The following is a 19,874-nucleotide window of genomic DNA, read 5'->3' as shown; positions in this document are numbered from 1 at the left end:
TCGGATCGGTCAGATCGGGATTGGTCGGTGAAGTGCCGGATGGCGGTCAGTCGGCCGGCCGTCCGGCCTCATGGCGGCGGGACAGCGTGCGCAGGGTCGGGCTGACGGTGGCCAGAACGGCCGCGGCGGCCATCCCCGCCGAGCAGAGCAGGATGGCCCGGTCGCCCGGCAGGGCCTGGGCGAGCGATCCGCCCAGGGCGGGCCCCGCGGCGCCCGCGGCACCGCAGGCCAGGACGAGTGTGCTGGTGAGCCTGCCGCGCAGCTCGTCCGGGGTGCGCAGCAGTTGGTCGGTCATGATGGCGGTGTTCGCCGTCGGCGGGAACAGCGCCATCAGGGCGAACAGCACCCCGATGAGATAGCCGCTGTCCATCAGCACGGTGACCGGGGCGAGCACGGCCAGCGCCCAGAACACCGCGATGATGCCGCCGTACGGGCCCAGCCGCCGGTGCAGTGCGGGCGCCAGCAGCGCGCCGGCCACCCCGCCCACCCCGAGCATGGCCGCCATCACTCCGACCTCCCCGGAGGGCACCCCCCTGGACTCGGCGAGCACGATGACGACGAGGTAGAAGGCGCTGAAGAACAGGTTGAGCACCACCGCGCACACCACCGTGACCCGGATCCGGCGCTCCCGCCACACCCACCGCAGCCCGGCCAGCGCCTCCCGGCCCAGCGGGCCCACCTCGTCGGCGGACCGCTCGCGCCGGGGCAGCCGTACGAAGAGCAGCGCGACGAAGGAGAGCGTGTGTGTCACGGCGTCCACCAGGAAGGGCACGAACCGCCCCACGGCGAACAGGAACCCGCCGGTCGCGGTGCCCGCCAGCTGCCCCATCGAGGCCCGTGCCGTGTTCATCGCCACCGCCGTGGGCAGATGCTCGTCCGCCACCAGGCCGGGCAGCGACGCGCTCTCCGCGGGTTCGAAGAGCGCGGCGCTCGCCCCGAACACCGCCGCCACGACGACCATGTGCCAGACGGTGGCCGCACCGGCCCACACGGCGGCCACCAGGCTGATGGCGGAGACCGCCTGGGCCGCCTCACAGCCCAGCATGATGGCCTTGCGGTCGTAGCGGTCCACCAGGACGCCCGCCGGGAGCCCGGCCACCATCTGCGCGGCGGCGATGGTGCCCATGACCAGACCGGAGGCGGCGCCCGAGCCGGTGAGCGCGAGGACCAGCAGCGGAAACGCGATCAGCGCCGTGTGGAAGCCGAACTCCGAGAGCGCCTGACCGCCCCACAGCAGCCGGTAGTCCCGGTTGCGCGACAGCGGAACCGGCGGGGACACCGGCGGGGCCGCGGTCATACGGCGCCTCGGCAGTCCCCGGCGATCCGGCGCAGCGCCTCCGCGAAGTCCCCGGCCACCGCCTCCACGGTGCGCCTCTCGTGCACATCGGGACGGTAGCGCCAGGTGAAGCCGAGCCGGCCGTCCTGCACCGCGCCCACCACCTCCAGCAGATGGGAGCCGCCCTCGCGCGGATCGTGGTCCTGGCCGAACGAGCCGTGCTCGGCGTGGACCAGACCGCCCTGGGACTCGGCCGACCGGGCGTCCCACTGGCCGAGGTAGTTGAACACGATCTGCGGCCCGGTGCCGTGCCGGGACAGCCGTTCGCGCAGCTCGGGTGGGCCGAAGGCGCGCAGCGCCCCGAAGCCGAAGCCGTTGCCGGGGACGGTCCGCAGCCGCCGCCGCACCGACTTCACCAGTCCGCGCCAGTCGGCCGGCCCGCCGCCGGGGGTGTCCGGCAGCTCGAAGGAGACCGGATACATGGTGGTGAACCAGCCCACCGTACGGGAGAGATCGACACCGTCCAGGATGTCCTCCCGCCCATGGCCCTCCAGCTCCACCGACACCCGCTGCTGGCCAGTCCAGCGGGACAGCGCCAGCGCGAGGGCGGCGAGCAGCACATCGTTGATCCGGGTGCGGTAGGCGGTGGGCGCCGAGCGCAGCAGCGCCTCGGTGTCCCGTTCGTCGAGCTCGACCGGCACCGTACCGATCTCGGGTCCCGGCGCGGCCACCTGATGGTCGACCGGCAGCGGCCGGGCGTCGAGGGCCTCGCACCAGTGGTCGGCCTCATGGTCCAGGCCACCCTCGGCCACATGCTCCGCGAGCCGTCGTGCCCAGTCGCGGAAGGCGGTGGTCCTGGCGCCGAGGTCCACCGGTTCGCCCCGCACGCCCTGCTGATAGGCGATGTCCAGGTCGTCCAGCAGGATCCGCCAGGACACCCCGTCGATGACCAGATGGTGCGCGGTCAGGAAGAGGAACGGCCGCCGGGCCTCGCCGAAGCGGAACAGCGCGGCCCGCAGCAGCGGGCCCCGGCCCAGGTCGAAGCCCGCGTGGAGGGCGTCGGCCGCCTTCTCCATCGCCGCGTCCGCCTCCCGCGCCGGCAGACCGGACAGGTCGTGGCGGTCCAGGACGGCGCCGTCGCCATCCGGTTCCGGGACGTGGCCGTGCCACTCGCCGCCGTCCTCGGTGAACCGGGTGCGCAGCGCGTCATGGTGGACCAGGAGCGCGGCCAGCGCTCCCTCCAGCGCCTTCTCGTCCGGCTCCTGGTGCAGCTCCAGCAGCGTGGACTGGTTGAAGTGGCCCGGATTCACGGTGTGGGTGGCGAAGAACCAGCGCTGGATCGGGGTGAGCGGAAGCGCCCCGGTCACCGGCTCCGCACGGCCCTCGTCCCGCTCGGCGGTGGCCACGGTGGCGAGCCCGGCCACCGTCTGATGGGTGAACAGGTCCTTGGTGGTCAGCCGAAGCCCGGTCTGGCGGGCGCGGGAGACCACCTGGATGCTGAGGATGGAGTCCCCGCCGAGCTCGAAGAAGTTGTCCTCCACGCCCACCCGCTCCAGACCGAGCACATCGGCCCAGATGTCCGCGATCCGGCGCTCCATCGGGGTGCGCGGGGCGACCTGGCCCGCGCCGGAGGTGACGGGCACCGGGTCCGGGTCGGGCAGCGCCCGGCGGTCCAGCTTGCCGTTGGCCGTGAGCGGAAGGGCGTCCAGGGTGGCGAACGCGGACGGCACCATATGGGATGGCAGGGTCCGCCCCAGGACGTCGCGCAGCGAGGCGGCGGTCGGCGAGGTACTCGGCGCCGGGACGACATAGCCCACCAGGCGCTTCCCGCCGGAGGGCTGCTCCGGAGTCGGGGCGGTCTCCCGTACGGCGACCACCGCTTCCCGTACCTCCGGACTGCGCCGCAGCGCGCTCTCCACCTCGCCGAGCTCGATCCGGAAGCCCCGCACCTTGACCTGGTCGTCGGCCCGGCCCAGGAAGGTGAGCTCACCGTCGCCGGTCCACCGCACCACATCGCCGGTGCGGTACATCCGGCCGCCCGCCGGGCCGAACGGATCGGCCACGAACCGTGCGGCGGTCAGCCCCGGACGGCCCAGATAGCCCCGCGCCAGACCCGCGCCCGCCACATACAGCTCCCCGGCCACGCCCACCGGCACCGGGCGCAGCGCCTCGTCCAGTACGTAGACCCGGGTGTTCGGGATCGGCCGGCCGATCGGCGGCACCCCCGACCCGGCGGTCAGCGGCCCGGACCAGGTACTCACCACCGTGGCCTCGGTCGGGCCGTAGGAGTTGACCATCCGCCGGCCCGGCGCCCAGCGGTCCACCAGCTCCGCGGAGCAGGCGTCGGCGCCGACGATGAGGGTCCGCAGATCCGGCAGCCCCGTCCGCCGATCCGCCTCCGGCACGGTGGCCAGCGCGGCCGGGGGGATCAGCGCATGGGTGATCCGCTGCCCGCCGAGCACCTCGGCCAGCCGCTCGCCCAGCAGCGGGCCCTCGTCGCCGATCACCAGCGCCGCGCCACGGGGCAGCGAGACACACAGCTCCAGGACGGAGGCGTCGAAGCTGGGCGAGGAGAACTGCAGCACCCGGTCCCCGGCCCGTACCTCGTAGTGCGCCGCCGCGGCGGCCGAGAAACCGGCCAGCCCGGCATGGGTGACCACGACCGCCTTGGGCACACCGGTGGAGCCGGAGGTGTAGATGACATACGCCGGGTGGTCCGGCGTCAGGCCACGGAGGGGTGGCGGCCCGGCGGGGCCCTCCTCGGCCCACACCGAGGCCGCGTCGTCGAGCACCACCGAGGGCGCGGCGTCGCGCAGCATGAACGCCACCCGCTCCTTCGGATAGCCGGGGTCGACCGGCAGGAACGCACCGCCCGCCTTCGCCACGGCCAGCTGCGCCACCAGCATCTCCACCGAACGCGGCAGCACCAGCGCCACCAGTCGCTCCGGCCCCACGCCCCGGCCGATCAGCCGGTGCGCCAGCCGGTTCGCGGCGCTGTCCAGCTCGGCGAAGGTGAGATCGCCCTTCCCGTACCGCACGGCCGTGGCATCCGGGGAGACGGCCACCTGCCGCTCGAACAGCTCGCGCAGCGTGGCCCGCTCCACCTCCAGGCGGGTGTCGTTCCACTCGACCAGGGTGCGCCGCAGCTCGGCCTGTGTGGTCAGCGGCAGCGCGCCCACCGGACGCTCCGGATCCGCGGCGATCCCGGCGAGCAGCGCCCGCAGGGCCGAGCCCATCCGCTCCACGGTCGAGGCGTCGAACAGATCGGTGCTGTAGCCGATCAGCCCGCGCAGCACACCCTCCTCGGCCTCGGCGAACTCGAAGGTGAGGTCGAAGGCGGCGGTCTGCGTGTCGAGTTCCACGTCCGCCAGCTCCAGTCCGGGCAGCTCCAGCGCCCGGCCCGGGGCGTTCTGGAGCACCACCATCGCCTGGAACAGGGGTGTCCGGCTGGTGTCCCGCACCGGCCGCACCTCGTCCACCACCCGCTCGAACGGCACCGCCTGATGGGCGAAGGCGTCCAGGACGGTGCCGCGCACCTCGGCCAGGAAGTCGCCGAAGCGGGCGTGCGGATCGACGGTGGAGCGCAGCACCAGGGTGTTGACGAAGAAGCCGATCAGCCGCTCCACTTCGGGGCGCTCCCGCCCCGAGGTGACGGTGCCCACGGCGATGTCCCGCCCGCCGGAGAGTCGGGCCAGCAGGATCTGGGCCGCCGCCACCAGCGTCATGAACAGGGTGGTGCCCCGTGCCTGCCCGAACTCCTTCAGGCGCGAGCTCACCCCGGTGGGCACCGTGAACTCCACGGTGGCGCCGTTCTTCGTCCGTACCGCCGGGCGGGGCCGGTCGGTGGGCACCTCCAGTGGCGGTACCCCGGTCAACTGGCGTGTCCAGTACGCCAGTTCCTCATCCGCGCGGGGCGCGGTGAGTTCGGTCCGCTGCCAGGCGGCGAAGTCCGCGTACTGCACCGGGAGCGGGGGCAGCGCCGCGGGCTCACCGCTCAGCGCCGCCCGGTACAGCTCCCGCAGATCGCCGGTGAGCACACCGGTGGACCAGCCGTCCGTGATGATGTGATGCAGCGTCAGGCTCAGCATGTGCTCCTGGGGGCCGAGCCGGATCAGCCCGGTGCGCAGCAGCGGGCCGCGCCGCAGATCGAACGGGCGCTCCCGTTCGTACGCCAGCAGTTCCCGCAGCTCCGCCTCCCGTTCGGCGGCGGGGAGATGGGACAGGTCGTACGGGTCGAGCCGGATCTCCCGGGGGTCGTGCACGATCTGCACCCCGCGGCCGTCCACCGCGTCGAAGGTGGTCCGCAGCGACTCGTGCCGGGCCACCAGCGCGGTCAGCGCCGCGCTGAGCGCGTTCACATCGAGGGCTCCCCGCATCCGCAGCGCCAGCGGGGTGATGTACTCGGCGCTGTCGGGGGCGAAGGAGTCCAGGAACCACAGACGCTGCTGCGGATACGACAGCGGCAGCTCGCCGTCCCGGGCCACCGGTGTGATCGGGGCCGGCCGGTCCGCGCCGCGGCCGTCCGCGCCACCGAGCGCCTCGGCCAGGGCGGCGACGGTCGGATGGGTGAACACCAGACGGGGCGACGGCTCCACCCCGAGCACCTCCCGCAGCCGTGAGGTGAGCCGGATGGAGAGGATCGAGTCGCCGCCGAGTTCGAAGAAGTTGTCCCCGGCGCCGACGCGTTCGACCTCCAGCACCTCGGCCCAGACCGCCGCCACGGCCCGTTCGGCCCCCTCGCGCGGCGCCCGGTAGGGCGTGCGGCGGGTGTCCGGGCCCGGCGCGGGCAGCGCCGCGCGGTCCAGCTTCCCGGTGGGGCCGAGCGGCAGCGCGTCCAGCGGGACGACGGCCGACGGCACCATGTAGTCCGGCAGCCGCTCGGCCGCGTACGCCCGCAGCAGGTCACCCTCCACCGGGGCATCGCCGGCGGCCACCACATAGGCCACCAGCCGCTTGCCACCGGGACCGTCCGCGCGGGCCACCACCGCGACATCCGCCACCTCAGGATGCCCGGCCAGCACCCCCTCCACCTCGCCCGGCTCGATCCGGAAGCCACGGACCTTGACCTGGTCATCGGCGCGGCCGAGGAACTCCACCGTGCCGTCCGGGCGCCGCCGCGCCAGATCGCCGGTGCGGTACATCCGCTCCCCGGCCGGCCCGTACGGATCGGGGAGGAACGCCGCGGCGGTCGGTCCTGGCCGGCCGAGATAGCCACGGGCCACCCCCTCCCCGGCGACGAAGAGCTCGCCGACCACACCCGGCGGCACGATCCGCATCCTGGAGTCCAGGACATGGACCCGCATGTTGTCCAGCGGCCGGCCGATCGGCACCACCTCAGGCACCTCGTCGGCGCGGGACATCGGGAAGTACGTGGCGAAGGTCGTGGTCTCGGTCGGCCCGTAGCCGTCCACCACGGTCAGCCCGGGGCAGCGCTCCAGCACCCGGCGCACCGAGGCCGCGGGCACCACATCGCCGCCGGTCCACACCTCGCGCAGCCCGGTGAAGCAGTCCGGCGCGTCCCTGGCCAGCAGCCGGAACAGCCCGGCGGTCAGCCAGAGCCCCGTCACGGCGTGCTCGGCCACCAGGCGGCGCACCACGGCGGCGTCCAGCTCGTCCGGTGTCACCACCACCCGGCCACCGTTCAGCAGCGGCACCCACATCTCGTAGGTGGCGGCGTCGAACGCCACCGGCGAGTGCAGCGGCACCCGCTCATGCCCGCCACCGGCGAAGGCACGGTCCAGGGCGAGGGCTGCCACATCGCGATGGCGCACCCCCACGGCCTTCGGCACACCGGTCGACCCGGAGGTGAACATCACATACGCCAGCTGGTCCCGGTGCACCGGCACCGCGACCGTCACCGGCTCGCCCTCCCGGGCGGCGGCCACCTCCTCCGGCGTCAGCACGACCGCGGCGCCCGCCTGGTCCAGCAGCGTCCGCCGCCGGTCGCGCGGGGCGCGGGCGTCCACCGGTACGTACACCCCACCGGCCCTGACCACCGCGAGCTGGGCCACGACCAACTCCATCGACCGGTCCATGAGCAGCGCCACCCGGTCCTCAGGACGCACCCCGGACCGCAGCAGATGTCCGGCCAACCGGCCCGCCCACTCGTCGAGTTGGGCATAGCTGAGCGAGGTGGCGCCGTCGGTGACGGCGACGGCGTCCGGGCAAAGGCGCACCCGCTCGGCGAACAGCTCGGCCGGCGAACCCTCCGGCAGCGGCCGGGCGGTGGCATTCCACTCGCCGGCCGCCCGCAGGCGCTCCGCCTCCGTCAGCAGCGGCAGCTCGTCCAGTGAGCGCCCGGCGCCGTCCGCGATCCCGGTCAGCAGCGTCTCCAGATGGGCCGCCGCCCGCTCGACCGTGGCCGCGTCGAACAGCGCCGGGTCGTAGGCGAGGTCGAAGCCCAGCCGGTCGCCGAGATAGGCGCGCAGACACAGCGGGAAGCTGGTGGAGTCCTCGGCCCGCACCTCCAGGACCCGGATCCCGGCACCGGCCGCCGACGCCTCGTCGAAGGGGTAGTTCTCGAACACCACCATGCTGTCGAAGAGCGCCTCACCGGCCGGGACCGAGCTGAGGGCCTGGATCCGGGGGAGGGCGACGAAGTCGAAGCGGCGGGACTCGCTCTGCTGCTCCTGAAGCTCCCGCAGCCACGCCACGACCTCACGGCCGCCCTCGGCCACGGCCCGGGTGGGGACCGTGTTGATGAACATGCCGACCATCGTCTCCACGCCCGGCAGCCCCTCCGGACGGCCCGAGACGGTGGTGCCGAACACCACGTCGCGCACCCCGCCGTACCGCGACAGCAGCAGCGCCCACGCGCCCTGCACCACCGTGTTGACCGTCAGCCCGCCGCCGCGCGCGGTCTCCCGCAGCCGGGCGGACACCTCCTCGGTCAGCTCCAGCCGGGTCAGCGCGGTCGAGGTGGTGCGATGTGCCTCCCGGGGCGGCCGGTCGTACGGCAGCGGTGTGCGGGCGCCGAACCCCGCCAGCACCTCGCGCCAATGCTGCTCCGCACCCTCCTGGTCCTGCTCACGCAGCCAGCGCAGGAAGTCCCGGAAGGCCCGGCGGGCGGGCGGCTGCGGCGAACGCCCGGCCACCAGGGCCGCGTAGGTCTCGCACACCTCGGCGAAGATCTGGCCGGTGCTCCAGCCGTCGAGCATCAGATGGTGCGAGGTCCACACCAGCATGACCTCGTCATCGGGCAGCCCGGCCACCGCGATCCGGCTCAGCGGAGCCGAGGTGAGCTCCATCCCGGCGGCGCGGTCCTCGGCCAGCAGCCGCCGCAGCGCCTCCTCCCGGGCGGACGGCGTCAACTCCCGCCAGTCCAGCCGGACGGTGGGCAGGTCGGCCCGGCGGTGGACGACCTGGACCGGCTCGGCGAGCCCCTCCCAGCGGACGGAGCTGCGCAGCACCGGCGTACGGTCCACCACCCGCCGCCAGGCGGCCGCGAAGGCGTCCCGGTCGGCGATCCCGCCGATCCGGATGGCGATCTGGTCGAAGTAGGCGCCACCGGTGGCACCGCTGTCCACGAGGCCATGGAAGAGCATGCCCGCCTGGAGCGGGGTCAGCGGATACACGTCCTCCACCGCGCCGCCGTCACCGGCGATCAGATCCACCTGCCGCTGGCCGAGCCGGGCGAGCGGGAAGTCGGACGGGGTGCGCCCGCCCGCGCCGGGCTCCGCGCAGTGCGCGACGATCTCCTTCAGCGCGGCCAGACAGTCGTCCGCGACCCGGCGCACGGTGGCCTCGTCGTACATCCGGGCCGGATAGCTCCAGCCCAGCTCCAGCCGGCCGTCCTGGACCGCCCCGGTGACCTCCAGCAGACACGGGCGGGTCTCCCCGGGCGCGGCGTCCTGGCCGGTCACGGGGAGGGCCGCGCGGTACAGGCCCGGGGCGCTTTCGTCGGCCGCGGCCACCTCCCACTGGCCGTGGTAGTTGAAGACGATCCGCGGCGACGGCCCGCCTCGCAGCACCCCGGCCGGGGAGTCCTCGGGGGCCAGATGGCGCAGCGCTCCGTGGCCGAGGCCGTGGTGCGGAACGGCCCGCAGCTGCTCCTTGACGGACCGGAGGGTGTCACGCCACCCCGCCCCGGCGTCGACGGCCAGCGCGAGCGGGTACTCGGCGGTGAACCAGCCGACCGTACGGGAGAGGTCCAGGTCCTCGAAGAGGTCCTCGCGGCCGTGCCCCTCCACGCCGATCAGCACCGTGTCCCCGCCGGTCCAGCGCACCAGGCTCCGGCCGAGCGCGGCGAGCAGTACGTCGTTGATCCGCGTCCGGTAGACGCCGGGGACCCGGCGCAACAGCGCCTCGGTCTCGGCACGGCCGAGGACCGTGGTCACCGTGGCCGCCGTCTCATGGGTGTTGGGGCCCTCGCGGTCGACGGGGAGCGCGGCGGGCGCGGAGCGCGCCACGCCCGTCCAGTACGCCAGGTCGCCGTCGAGCCCGCCGGAGCGCACATGGTCCGCCAGCCGGGCGGCCCACCGGGTGAAGGCACTGCTCGCCGGGGGCAGGGCGGGCGCGCCACCGGCGGCGGCGCCCCGGTAGGCGGTCTCCAGATCGCCGAGCAGGACCCGCCAGGAGACGCCGTCCACCACCAGATGGTGGGCGGTGAGCAGCAACTCGGGCGCCTGCCCGGGGCCGAAGGTGAACAGCAGCGCCCGCAGCACGGCCCCCTCGGCGATGTCCAGCCCCGTCTGGGCCGCGACCGTGGCCTCCCGTACGGCTTCGGCGCGTGCCGCGTCGTCCAGACCGGACAGGTCGTGCCGCTCCAGGACACCGCCGGGGGCGGTGGGCAGGACCTCCTGCCGCCACTGCCCGTCGACGACCAGGAAGCGGGTGCGCAGCGCGGCGTGGTGCGCCACCAGGGCGTCCACCGCCTGCCGCAGGGCGGCCTCGTCGAGGTCGCCGGCGAGCTCCAGCCGGTGGCTCATGGTGAAGTGGTGCCGGTCGCCGGGGTGCCGCCCGTCCAGGTACCAGTGCTGGATGGGGGTCAGCGGCGCCGGTCCGGCCACCGCCCCGGCCGCGTCGGCGAGCGGCTGCCGCCGGGCCGTCTCGACGCTCAGCGCGAGCTCCGCGATGGTCTGGTGGCGGAAGACGTCCTTGGAGGTGAGCGTCAGCCCGGCCTGGCGGGCGCGGGCGACGATCTGGATGCTCAGGATCGAATCGCCACCCAGGGCGAAGAAGTTGTCCTCCACGCCCACCTCGGGGACGCCCAGCACCTCGGCCCACACGCCCGCCAGCACCGTCTCGGCGGGGGTCCGGGGCGCCACATACGGCGAGCCCTGTTCCGGCCGGTCCGGGGGAGCGGGCAGTGCGCGCCGGTCCACCTTGCCGCTGTCGGTGCGGGGCATCCGGTCCAGCGTCACGAAGGCGGCCGGGACCATGTAGTCGGGCAGGGTGCGCTTGAGCAGGGCGCGCAGCTCCACCGGATCGGGGGAGCAGGCGGGGGCGGGGGAGTCGGTCGGGCCGTCGGAGCAGGTCACCAGATAGGCCACCAGCCGCCGGTGGCCGGTGTCCTCACGGGCCACGACCACCGCCTCCTGGACCGCCGGATGGCCCAGCAGCGCGGCCTCGATCTCGCCGGGCTCGATCCGGAACCCACGGATCTTGAGCTGTTCGTCGGCGCGGCCCAGGAACTCCAGCGTCCCGTCCGCCGTCCAGCGCGCCCGGTCGCCGGTGCGGTACATCCGGCTGCCGGGAGGCCCGTACGGGTCGGCGACGAAATGGCCCGCGGTGAGCCCGGGGCGGCGCAGATAGCCGCGGGTGACCTGCGCCCCGGCCAGATGGAGTTCACCGGGGACACCGGGCGGCACCGGCCGCAGCGCGCCGTCCAGGACGTACGCCCGCAGATTGCGGCCGGGCCGTCCGATGAGCGGCCGGTCACCGAGACCGGCCAGGTCGCCGTAGACCGCGTCCACGGCGCATTCGGTGGGCCCGTAGAAGTTGTACGCCGCCACGCCCGGCACCGCGCGCAGCTCCCGCCACAGCGCCGCGCCGAGGGCCTCGCCGCCCACCATGACGATCCGGGGGCGGTGGCGGTCCCCGGCGAACAGCCCGGCCGCCATCAGCTCATGCAGGTACGACGGGGTGACGTCGAGGAAGTCCAGGCCACGGTCCTCGACCAGCGCCACGAGGGCGGCCGGGTCGAGCCGTACCGCGTCGTCCACCAGATGTACCTCCTGGCCCGAGGCCAGGAACACCGCACCCTCCCAGGAGGTGTCGAAGGAGAACGCGGCGGTCAGCGCCGAGCGCAGCGGACGGCCCGCCTCGGCCTGGTGCGGTGCGATGAGCCCGGCCCGGTGGTCGAGGCAGAGGTTGACCAGCTGACGGTGCTCGACGGCGACACCCTTGGGACGCCCGGTGGACCCCGAGGTGTAGGTGATGTACGCGGTGTGTCCGGGCAGCAGGGGGGACAGCAGGTCCGCGTCGGTGGGATCGGTGTCCGGCAGCCCGTCGAGGGGCGCGTCCCGCAGGGCATCGGGGGTGAGGACGACCTCGGGCGCCGCGTCCTCCAGCAGGAACCGCGCGCGTTCGGCGGGCAGGCCGGGGTCCACGTACAGCTGCGTGCCGCCCGCCTTGAGGACCGCGAGCAGGGCCACCATCAGCTCGGCGGTGCGCGGAAGCCTGACCGCGACCACCTTCTCCGGGCCCACGCCCAGGGCGATCAGATGGTGGGCCAGCCGGTTGGCGGCCGCGTTCAGCCCCGCGAAGTCGTAGGTGGCGTCGGAGGCCACCAGCGCGGTGGCGCCCGGGGCGCGGGCGGCCTGCTCCTCGAAGAGCCGGGGGAAGGTGGTGTCCGGCACGGCGAGCGCGGTGTCGTTCCACTCCTCCAGCACTGTCCGCCGCTCCCCGGCGGTCAGCAGCGGCAGTTCGCCCACCCGGAGCCCGGGTTCCTCGGCCACCGCTGCCAGCAGCAGCCGCAGCTGACGGACCATCCGCTCCACGGTGGCCGTGTCGAACAGATCGGTGTTGTACTCCACGAAGCCGGTCAGGCCGCCGAGGCCCGCCACGAAGTCGAAGCCCAGGTCGAAACCGGCGGTCCGGCCCGGGACCCGTACGGCCTCCACGGCCAGACCGGGCAGGTCGGGCACCTCGGCGCCCAGGTTGTGCAGCGCCACCATGACCTGGAAGAGCGGGGTGCGGCTGGTGTCCCGCTCCGGCTGGAGCGCGTCCACGATCCGCTCGAACGGCACCTCCTGGTGGGCGAAGGCGTCCAGCACGGTGCCCCGCACCCGGGTGAGCAGCTCCTCGAACGAGTCGTCGGCCGCGACGCGGGTGCGCAGCACCAGCGTGTTCACGAACATCCCGACCAGATGCTCCAGTTCGGGTCGCTCCCGTCCCGAGGTCACGGTGCCCACCGCGATGTCCTCCTGCCCCGACCAGCGGGCGAGCAGCACCTGGCAGGTGGCGAGTAGCGTCATGAAGAGGGTGGAGTCGCGCCGCCGCCCGGCCGCGCGCAGCCGCTCCACCAGCGCGGCGGGCAGGGTGAACTCCAGCAGCGCCCCGTTCTTGGTCTGCACGGCCGGCCGGGGACGGTCGGTCGGCAGCTCCAGCGGCGCCAGATCCGCCAGCCGCGCCCGCCAGTACTCCAGCTGCGACTCCATCCGCGCCGCGCCGCCGAGCGGATCGCGCTGCCACGCCGCGTAGTCGGCGTAGCCCAGCGGCAGCGGGGCGAGCGCGGGCCGCCGCGCCATGACCGCCGCGCCGTACAACTCGCTCAGATCGGCGCTGATGACGGCCGTGGACCAGCCGTCCGTGACGATGTGGTGCATCGTCAGGGTGAGCACGTGCTCCTCGTCGTCCAGCCGGATCAGGGACGCCCGCAGCAGCGGCCCGGTGCGCAGCTCGAAGGGGGTGGCGCCCTCCCGCTCCAGCAGCCGCTCCAGCTCCCCCTCGCGCTCGGCCACGGGGCGGGCCGTCAGGTCGTGCACCGGCAGCGCCACCGGGTACGGGTCGTGCACCCGCTGCACCCCACGGCCGTCCACCTCGGCGAAGGTGGTGCGCAGCGGCTCGTGCCGGGCCACCAGGGCGTCCAGGGCGGTGCGCAGCGCGGCGGTGTCCAGGCGGCCGCGCAGCCGCAGCGCGAACGGCGTCACATACTCCGTGCCGCCGCCGTCGAAGGAGTCCAGGAACCACAGGCGCGCCTGTGCGAAGGACAGCGGCAGCTCCCCGTCCCGTGGCACGGCCGGGATGGCGTCCGCCGCCCCGCCGACCCCCGCCGCCGCGCCGGCCTCCGGTGTTCCGCCCGTCTCCGGCGCGCCCAGCGCGGCGGCGAGCTCGGCCACGGTGGTGTGGGTGAACAGCGCGCGCGGGGTGACCTCGGTGCCGAAGGCCGTCCGCAGCCGGGAGGCCACCCGGATGGCCAGGATCGAATCGCCGCCCAGGGCGAAGAAGTCGTCCGTCGCCCCGGCCGCCTCGACCGGGAGCACCTCGGCCCACACCCGTGCCACCGCGCGCTCGGCCTCGGTGCGCGGGGCGATCCGCTCGGCGCTCGCCGCGAAGCCGTCGAGGCCGGGCGCGGGCAGCGCGCGCCGGTCCAGCTTGCCGTTGGCGGTCAGCGGCAGCGCGTCCAGCGCCACGAACGCCGCCGGGATCATCTGCGAGGGCAGCGTCCGCTGGAGGAACTCCCGCAACTCACCGGCCCGTGGTGGCGCGGCCGAACCGGCGGCCACCACATAGGCCACCAGCCGCCGCACCCCGGGCTGGTCCTCCCGTACGGTCACCACCGCGTCGCCGACCTCCGGATGGGCGGTCAGGGTGGCCTCGATCTCCCCGGGCTCGATCCGGAAACCACGGATCTTCACCTGGTCGTCGGCGCGGCCCAGATACTCCAGCTCGCCGTCCGCGCTCCACCGGGCCCGGTCGCCGGTGCGGTACATCCGGCTCCCGGCGGGCCCGTACGGATCGGCCACGAAGCGGGACGCGGTCAGGCCCGGGCGGCGCAGATAGCCCCGGGCGAGCCCGGCCCCCGCCACGTACAGTTCGCCGACCGCCCCCGGCGGCACCGGCTGCAGCGCCTCGTCCAGCACATACACCCGCAGATCGGGGATGCCGGTGCCGATGGCGCTCGCCGCGACGGACGTTGCCGCGCGGTCGAGCGGGGCGTAGGTGACATGGACGGTGGTCTCGGTGATCCCGTACATGTTGACCAGCACCGGCGCGGTGTCCGGATGCCGTGCGTACCAGCCCGCCAGCCGTCGCGCGTCGAGCGCCTCACCGCCGAACACCACCCGGCGCAGGGCGAGTTGGGCTGCGGGGTGCTCCTCGTCGGCGCGCATCAGCCCCTGGAAGGCGGACGGCGTCTGGCTGAGCACCGTCACCCCTTCGTCCGCCAGCAGCCGCAGGAACTCCTCGGGGGAGCGGGAGACGGCGTACGGGACGACCACGAGCCGGCCGCCGTGCAGCAGCGGCCCCCAGATCTCCCAGACGGAGAAGTCGAAGGCGTAGCTGTGGAACAGCGTCCACACATCGCTCGCGTCGTACGAGAACCACTCCCGGGTCCGGGAGAACAGCCGGACCACATTGGAGTGCGGGATCACCACGCCCTTGGGCACGCCCGTGGACCCGGAGGTGTAGATGGCGTAGGCGGGGCTCTCCGGCAGCGGCCCCGAACCGGCCGGCAGGGCGGCGGGGCGGCGCTCCAGATCGGCGATCAGGGCGGGGTCGTCCAGACACAGCCGGGCCACGGCGGTGTGCCCGGCGGTGTCCGAGTCGTCGGCGAGCCGCGTCTCCAGGGCGGTGGTGGTCAGCAGGGCCACCGGTTCGGCGTCGGCGAGCATCCGGGCGATCCGGCCGGACGGCTGGTCCGGGTCGAGGGGCAGATAGGCCGCCCCCGTCTTCAGCACCGCCACGATCGCCACGATCATCTCGGGTGAGCGGGGCAGCGCCAGCGCCACATACCGTTCCCGCCCGGCGCCCTCGGCGATCAGCCGATGCGCCAACCGGCCCGCCCGTGCGTCGAGTTCGGCGTACGACAGCGAAACCCCGGCACACGAGACGGCGATGGCCCCGGGGGTGCGGGCGGCCTGCTCCTCGAACAGGTCCACCAGGGTCCGCTCCGACGCCTCAGGGGGCGCGCCGCCACCCCACTCCACCAGGATCCGCCGCCGCTCCTCGGCGGTGGTCCACGGAAGCGCCCGCAGCGGACGGTCGGGGTCGGCCGCGATCGCGGTGAGCAGCAGGGACAGCCGGTCGGCGAGCGCGGCCGCGGTCCGGGCGTCGAACAGCCCCGGGTCATAGCCGAGGTCGAAGCCCAGCCGGTCGGAGAGATGGGCCCGCAGACTCAGGCCGAAGTTGGTGGCGTCGATCGAGCGGACCTCGACGATCCGCAGGCCCGCCTCGCGCGCCGAGGAGTCGTCAAAGGGGTAGTTCTCGAAGGCCACCATCGAATCGAAGAGCGAGGTCCCGGCCGGTATCTCGCTCCAGCCCGCCACCTGCGCCAGCGAGACGGATTCATGGCGCCGGGACGCGGACTGCGCCATCTGGAGGTCCCGCAGCCAGTCCCCGGTGTTCCGGTCGGCGTCCACCCGCACCCGGGTCGGCAGGGTGTTGATGAACATCCCCACCATCGACTCGACCCCGGCCAGCTCCGCCGGACGGCCCGAGACGGTGGTGCCGAAGACCACGTCCTCCTCACCGCAGTACCGGGACAGCAGCAGCGCCCAGGCGCCCTGCACGATCGTGTTGACGGTCAGGCCGCCGCTCCGGGCCGTACGGCGCAGCTCCTCCGACACCTCGGGGGTGAGCGACACCGCCACGGTCGCCGAGGAGCGGGCACGGTGGGACTCCACGGCCTTGCGGTCGGCGGGAAGCGGGGTCGGGGCGGTGAAACCGGCGAGCACATCCCGCCAGTGGCGCTCGGCCTCCTGCCCGTCCCGCCCGTCCAGCCACTGCAGATAGTCGCGGAACGGGCGGCGGGCGGGAAGCGCCGGAGCACGGCCCTGGGCCGCCGCGGTATACCGCTCGCACACCTCGGTGAACACCTGCGCCAGGCTCCAGCCGTCCAGGGCCAGATGGTGCGAGGTCCACATCAGCGCCACCCGGGCGTCGGTCAGCCGGGCGATGGCCAGCCGCATCAGCGGCGGCGCGGTCAGGTCGATGCCCCGGGCCAGGTCCTCGGCCCGGAACCGCTCCAGTTCGGCCTCGCGCCGCTCCTCCGGCAGCCCGCGCCAGTCCAGCTGGGTCACGGGCACCTCGGCCCGGTGACGGACGATCTGCAGCGGCCGCTCGACACCCTCCCAGACGACGCCGGTACGGAGCACCGGTGTGCGGTCCACCGTCTCCTGCCAGGCCCGGGCGAACGCCTCCGGGTCGCCCACCCCGTCCAGGATCAGCGTGGCCTGGTCGAGGTAGACGTCCTCCTCGCCGCCGACCAGCCGGTGGAAGAGCATGCCCTCCTGAAGGGGCGTCAGCGGATAGACGTCCTCGATCCGGCGTCCGTCGCCCACCAGCCGGTCGACGGCGGCCTGGTCCAGCCGGGCCAGCGGGAAGTCGGAGGGGGTCCGGCCGCCCGCGTCCGGTCCGTCGCAGTGCGCCACGATCTCCCGCAGCGCCATGAGCATCCCGTCCGCGAGCCCCCGCACCGTGGCCGCGTCGTGGACCCGGTCGGAGTACAGCCAGGTCAGCTCCAGCTCACCGTCCGCCACCACGGCGGACACATCCAGCGGATACACCGACGGCTCGTCGGCGGCCAGATCCCGGCCCAGGGTCTCCCCGGTGAGGGTGAACGCGCCATCGTCCCCGCCCGAGTCCCACTGGCCGTGGTAGTTGAAGCAGATGCCCGGCAGCGGCGCGTCGGCGAGCGCCCGCGCGGGGGAGTCCGGTGCGCTCAGATACGCCAGCGCCTCATGGCTCAGCCCCCGGTGCGGCACCGCGCGCAGCTGCTCCTTCACCGACTTCAGCACCGCGCCCCAGCCGTCCCCGGGCAGCGTCAGCGCCACCGGGTACTGCGTGGTGAACCAGCCCACGGTCCGGGACAGATCGACGGCCGCGTCCAGCTCCTCGCGGCCATGGCCCTCCATGGCCACCAGCACCCGGTCCCCGCCCGTCCATCCGGCGAGCACCCGCCCCAGCGCGCCGAGGAGCACATCGTTGATCTGCGTCCGGTACACCCCGGGCACCCGGCGCAGCAGCCCATCGGTGACCTCGCGGCCGAGCGTCACGCGCACGGTGTGGGTGGACCCGGCGGTGGCCGTGCCGGGACGGTCCGCCGGAAGGCCCGCGCCGCCCGCCCGCCGTACGCCCTCCCAGTACGGCAGATCGCCGTCCAGCTCGCCCTCCCGCACCCGCTCGCCCAGCCGATGGGCCCAGGTGGTGAAGGGGGTGGAGGCGGGCTCCAGGCGCACCGGCTCCCCGGCGGCGGCCTGCCGGTAGGCGCTCTCCAGATCGCCCAGCAGAATGCGCCACGAGACGCTGTCCACGGCCAGGTGGTGCACGGTGAGGAACAGCCGCGGCCGGGCCCCCGCCCCGCGCCTCAGCAGGGCACCCCGCAGCAACGCCCCCGTGGTCAGGTCGAGTTCGGCGCGGGCGGCCTCCGCGGCGGCCTCGGCCGCGGCCGTCTCCTCGGCGCCGCCGAGCCCGGACAGATCGTGGCGGCGCAGCACCGGCCCGCCCGGCGCGCCGTCCGCGAGCTGCCGCCACCCGCCGTCGTCGCCCTGGACGAACCGGGTGCGCAGGGCCGGGTGGTGCGCGACCAGGGCGTCCAGCGCGGCCTCCAGCGCGCCCTCGTCCAGGCCGGGCGGCAGATCGAGGACCATCGACATGGTGAAGTGGCGCAGCGGGCCATGGGTGGCGAAGAACCAGTGCTGGATCGGGGTCAGCGGCGCCGGACCCGCCACCTCCGCCGGCTCGTCCCCGGCGGCTTCGGCCGCGTCGCGCGGTGCCACGGCGGCGGCCAGCTCGGCGATGGTCTGATGCAGGAAGACATCCCGCGAGGTGAGCGCGAGGCCGGCCTGGCGGGCCCGGGAGACGATCTGGATGCTGAGGATCGAATCGCCGCCCAGCTCGAAGAAGTTGTCGTTCACCCCCACCGTCCGGGCGCCCAGCACCTCGGCCCAGATCCGCGCCAGCTCCCGCTCCGCCTCGGTGCGCGGCACGGTGGCGTCCCGCTCCGACCGGTCCGCGTCGAGCCGCGGCGCGGGCAGCGCCCGGCGGTCCAGCTTGCCGCTGGTGTTGAGCGGCATGGCGTCGAGGGCGACGAAGGCACCTGGGACCATATGGCCGGGCAGGGTCCGCCCGAGAGCCGCGCGCAACTCGCCGGAGGCGGGCGGCTCACCACCGGGGGCGGGCACGTAGTAGGCGGCCAGCCGGGTGTGGCCGCGGTCGTCGGTCACCGCGACGACGGCCGCCTCGGCGACGGCCGGCAGATCCAGCAACGCCGCCTCGATCTCGCCCGGTTCGATCCGGTGGCCCCGGATCTTCACCTGGTCGTCGGCCCGGCCGAGGTAGTCCAGCTCCCCGTCCGCGGTCCAGCGGGCCAGGTCGCCGGTGCGGTACATCCGGCTCCCGGCGGGCCCGTACGGATCGGCCACGAAGCGGGACGCGGTCAGCCCCGGACGGCCCCGGTACCCCCGGGCCACCTGCTCACCCGCCAGATACAGCTCACCCGCGACCCCCACCGGCACCGGCCGGAGCCGGGAGTCGAGCACATGGGCGCGCAGATTGCCCAGCGGGCGGCCCACCACCGGGCGCCCCGCGCCGCCGATCCGGGCGGCGAGCGCGTCGATGGTGCACTCGGTCGGACCGTAGAAGTTGTACGCCGTCGTCCCCGGCGTGTCCGCCAGCCGCCGCCACAGCGACGAACCGATGGCCTCGCCGCCCAGCATCAGCACCCGCGGCCGGTGCCGGGGGTGGTCCAGCAGCCCGGCCGGGAGGAGCTGCCGCAGATACGAGGGGGTGAGGTCGAGGAAGTCGATGCGGTGCCCGGCGACGCGCGCCACGAGCGCGGCCGGGTCGAGCCGGGTGGCCTCGTCGATGAGGTGCAGCTCATGGCCGTCGGCCAGCAGCAGCAACCCCTCCAGCGAGGTGTCGAAGGAGAACGACGCGGTCAGCGCCACTCGCAGCGGCCCGCCGCCCGCCTCCGCCACAAAGCCCTCGCGGTGGCCGACCAGCAGATTGACCAGCGACCGGTGCTCCACGGCCACCCCCTTGGGGCGGCCGGTGGAGCCCGAGGTGTACAGGACGTAGGCGGCGCTGTCGGGACGCAGCGCGGCGGTCCGGTCCGTGTCCGTGGGGTTCGCCACCGGCAGCGTGGCCGGGACGGCGCGCAGGGCGGCCTCGTCGAGCACCAGCGCGGGCTCGGCGTCGGACAGGAGGAACGCCACGCGCTCGGCGGGGAGTTCGGGATCGACGGGCAGATAGACCCCGCCCGCCTTCAGCACACCCAGGATCGCCACGACCATGTCGGAGGTCCGGGGCAGCTTCACCCCGACGACCCGCTCCGGGCCCACGCCCTGGGCGATCAGATGGTGCGCCAGCCGGTTGGCGGCCGCGTTCAGCTCCGCGAAGTCGTAGGTGGCGTGGGGGGGGCGCGCCCGCGGCGCGCCCCCGGGGGGGGGCGCCGGCGCCCGCCCCCCCCCCCCCCCGCCCGCGCGCGCGGGCGCGC

2 protein-coding genes are annotated in these 19,874 nt (G+C 74.6%); both read right to left on the bottom strand.

Annotated features, from left to right (window positions below; translation table 11 throughout):
* Positions 1-46: 46 nt before the first annotated feature.
* Complete coding sequence (locus ACFXB5_RS04945) at positions 47-1,297, bottom strand: MFS transporter (RefSeq protein WP_385202440.1); 1,251 nt, start codon at positions 1,295-1,297, stop codon at positions 47-49.
* Positions 1,294-19,731 carry a non-ribosomal peptide synthase/polyketide synthase gene (locus tag ACFXB5_RS04940; protein WP_385202536.1) on the bottom strand — a complete coding sequence of 6,146 codons (18,438 nt, stop codon included), beginning with the start codon at positions 19,729-19,731 and terminating at the stop codon, positions 1,294-1,296. The genes ACFXB5_RS04945 and ACFXB5_RS04940 overlap by 4 nt, the downstream gene beginning before the upstream one ends.
* Between the last annotated feature and the right edge of the window lie 143 nt (positions 19,732-19,874).

This window comes from Streptomyces sp. NPDC059455 (genome assembly GCF_042750115.1).
Classification (GTDB): domain Bacteria; phylum Actinomycetota; class Actinomycetes; order Streptomycetales; family Streptomycetaceae; genus Streptomyces; species Streptomyces endocoffeicus.
The sequence above is the reverse complement of the archived record's forward strand: the minus strand, read 5'-3'. Positions and strand labels throughout refer to the sequence as shown.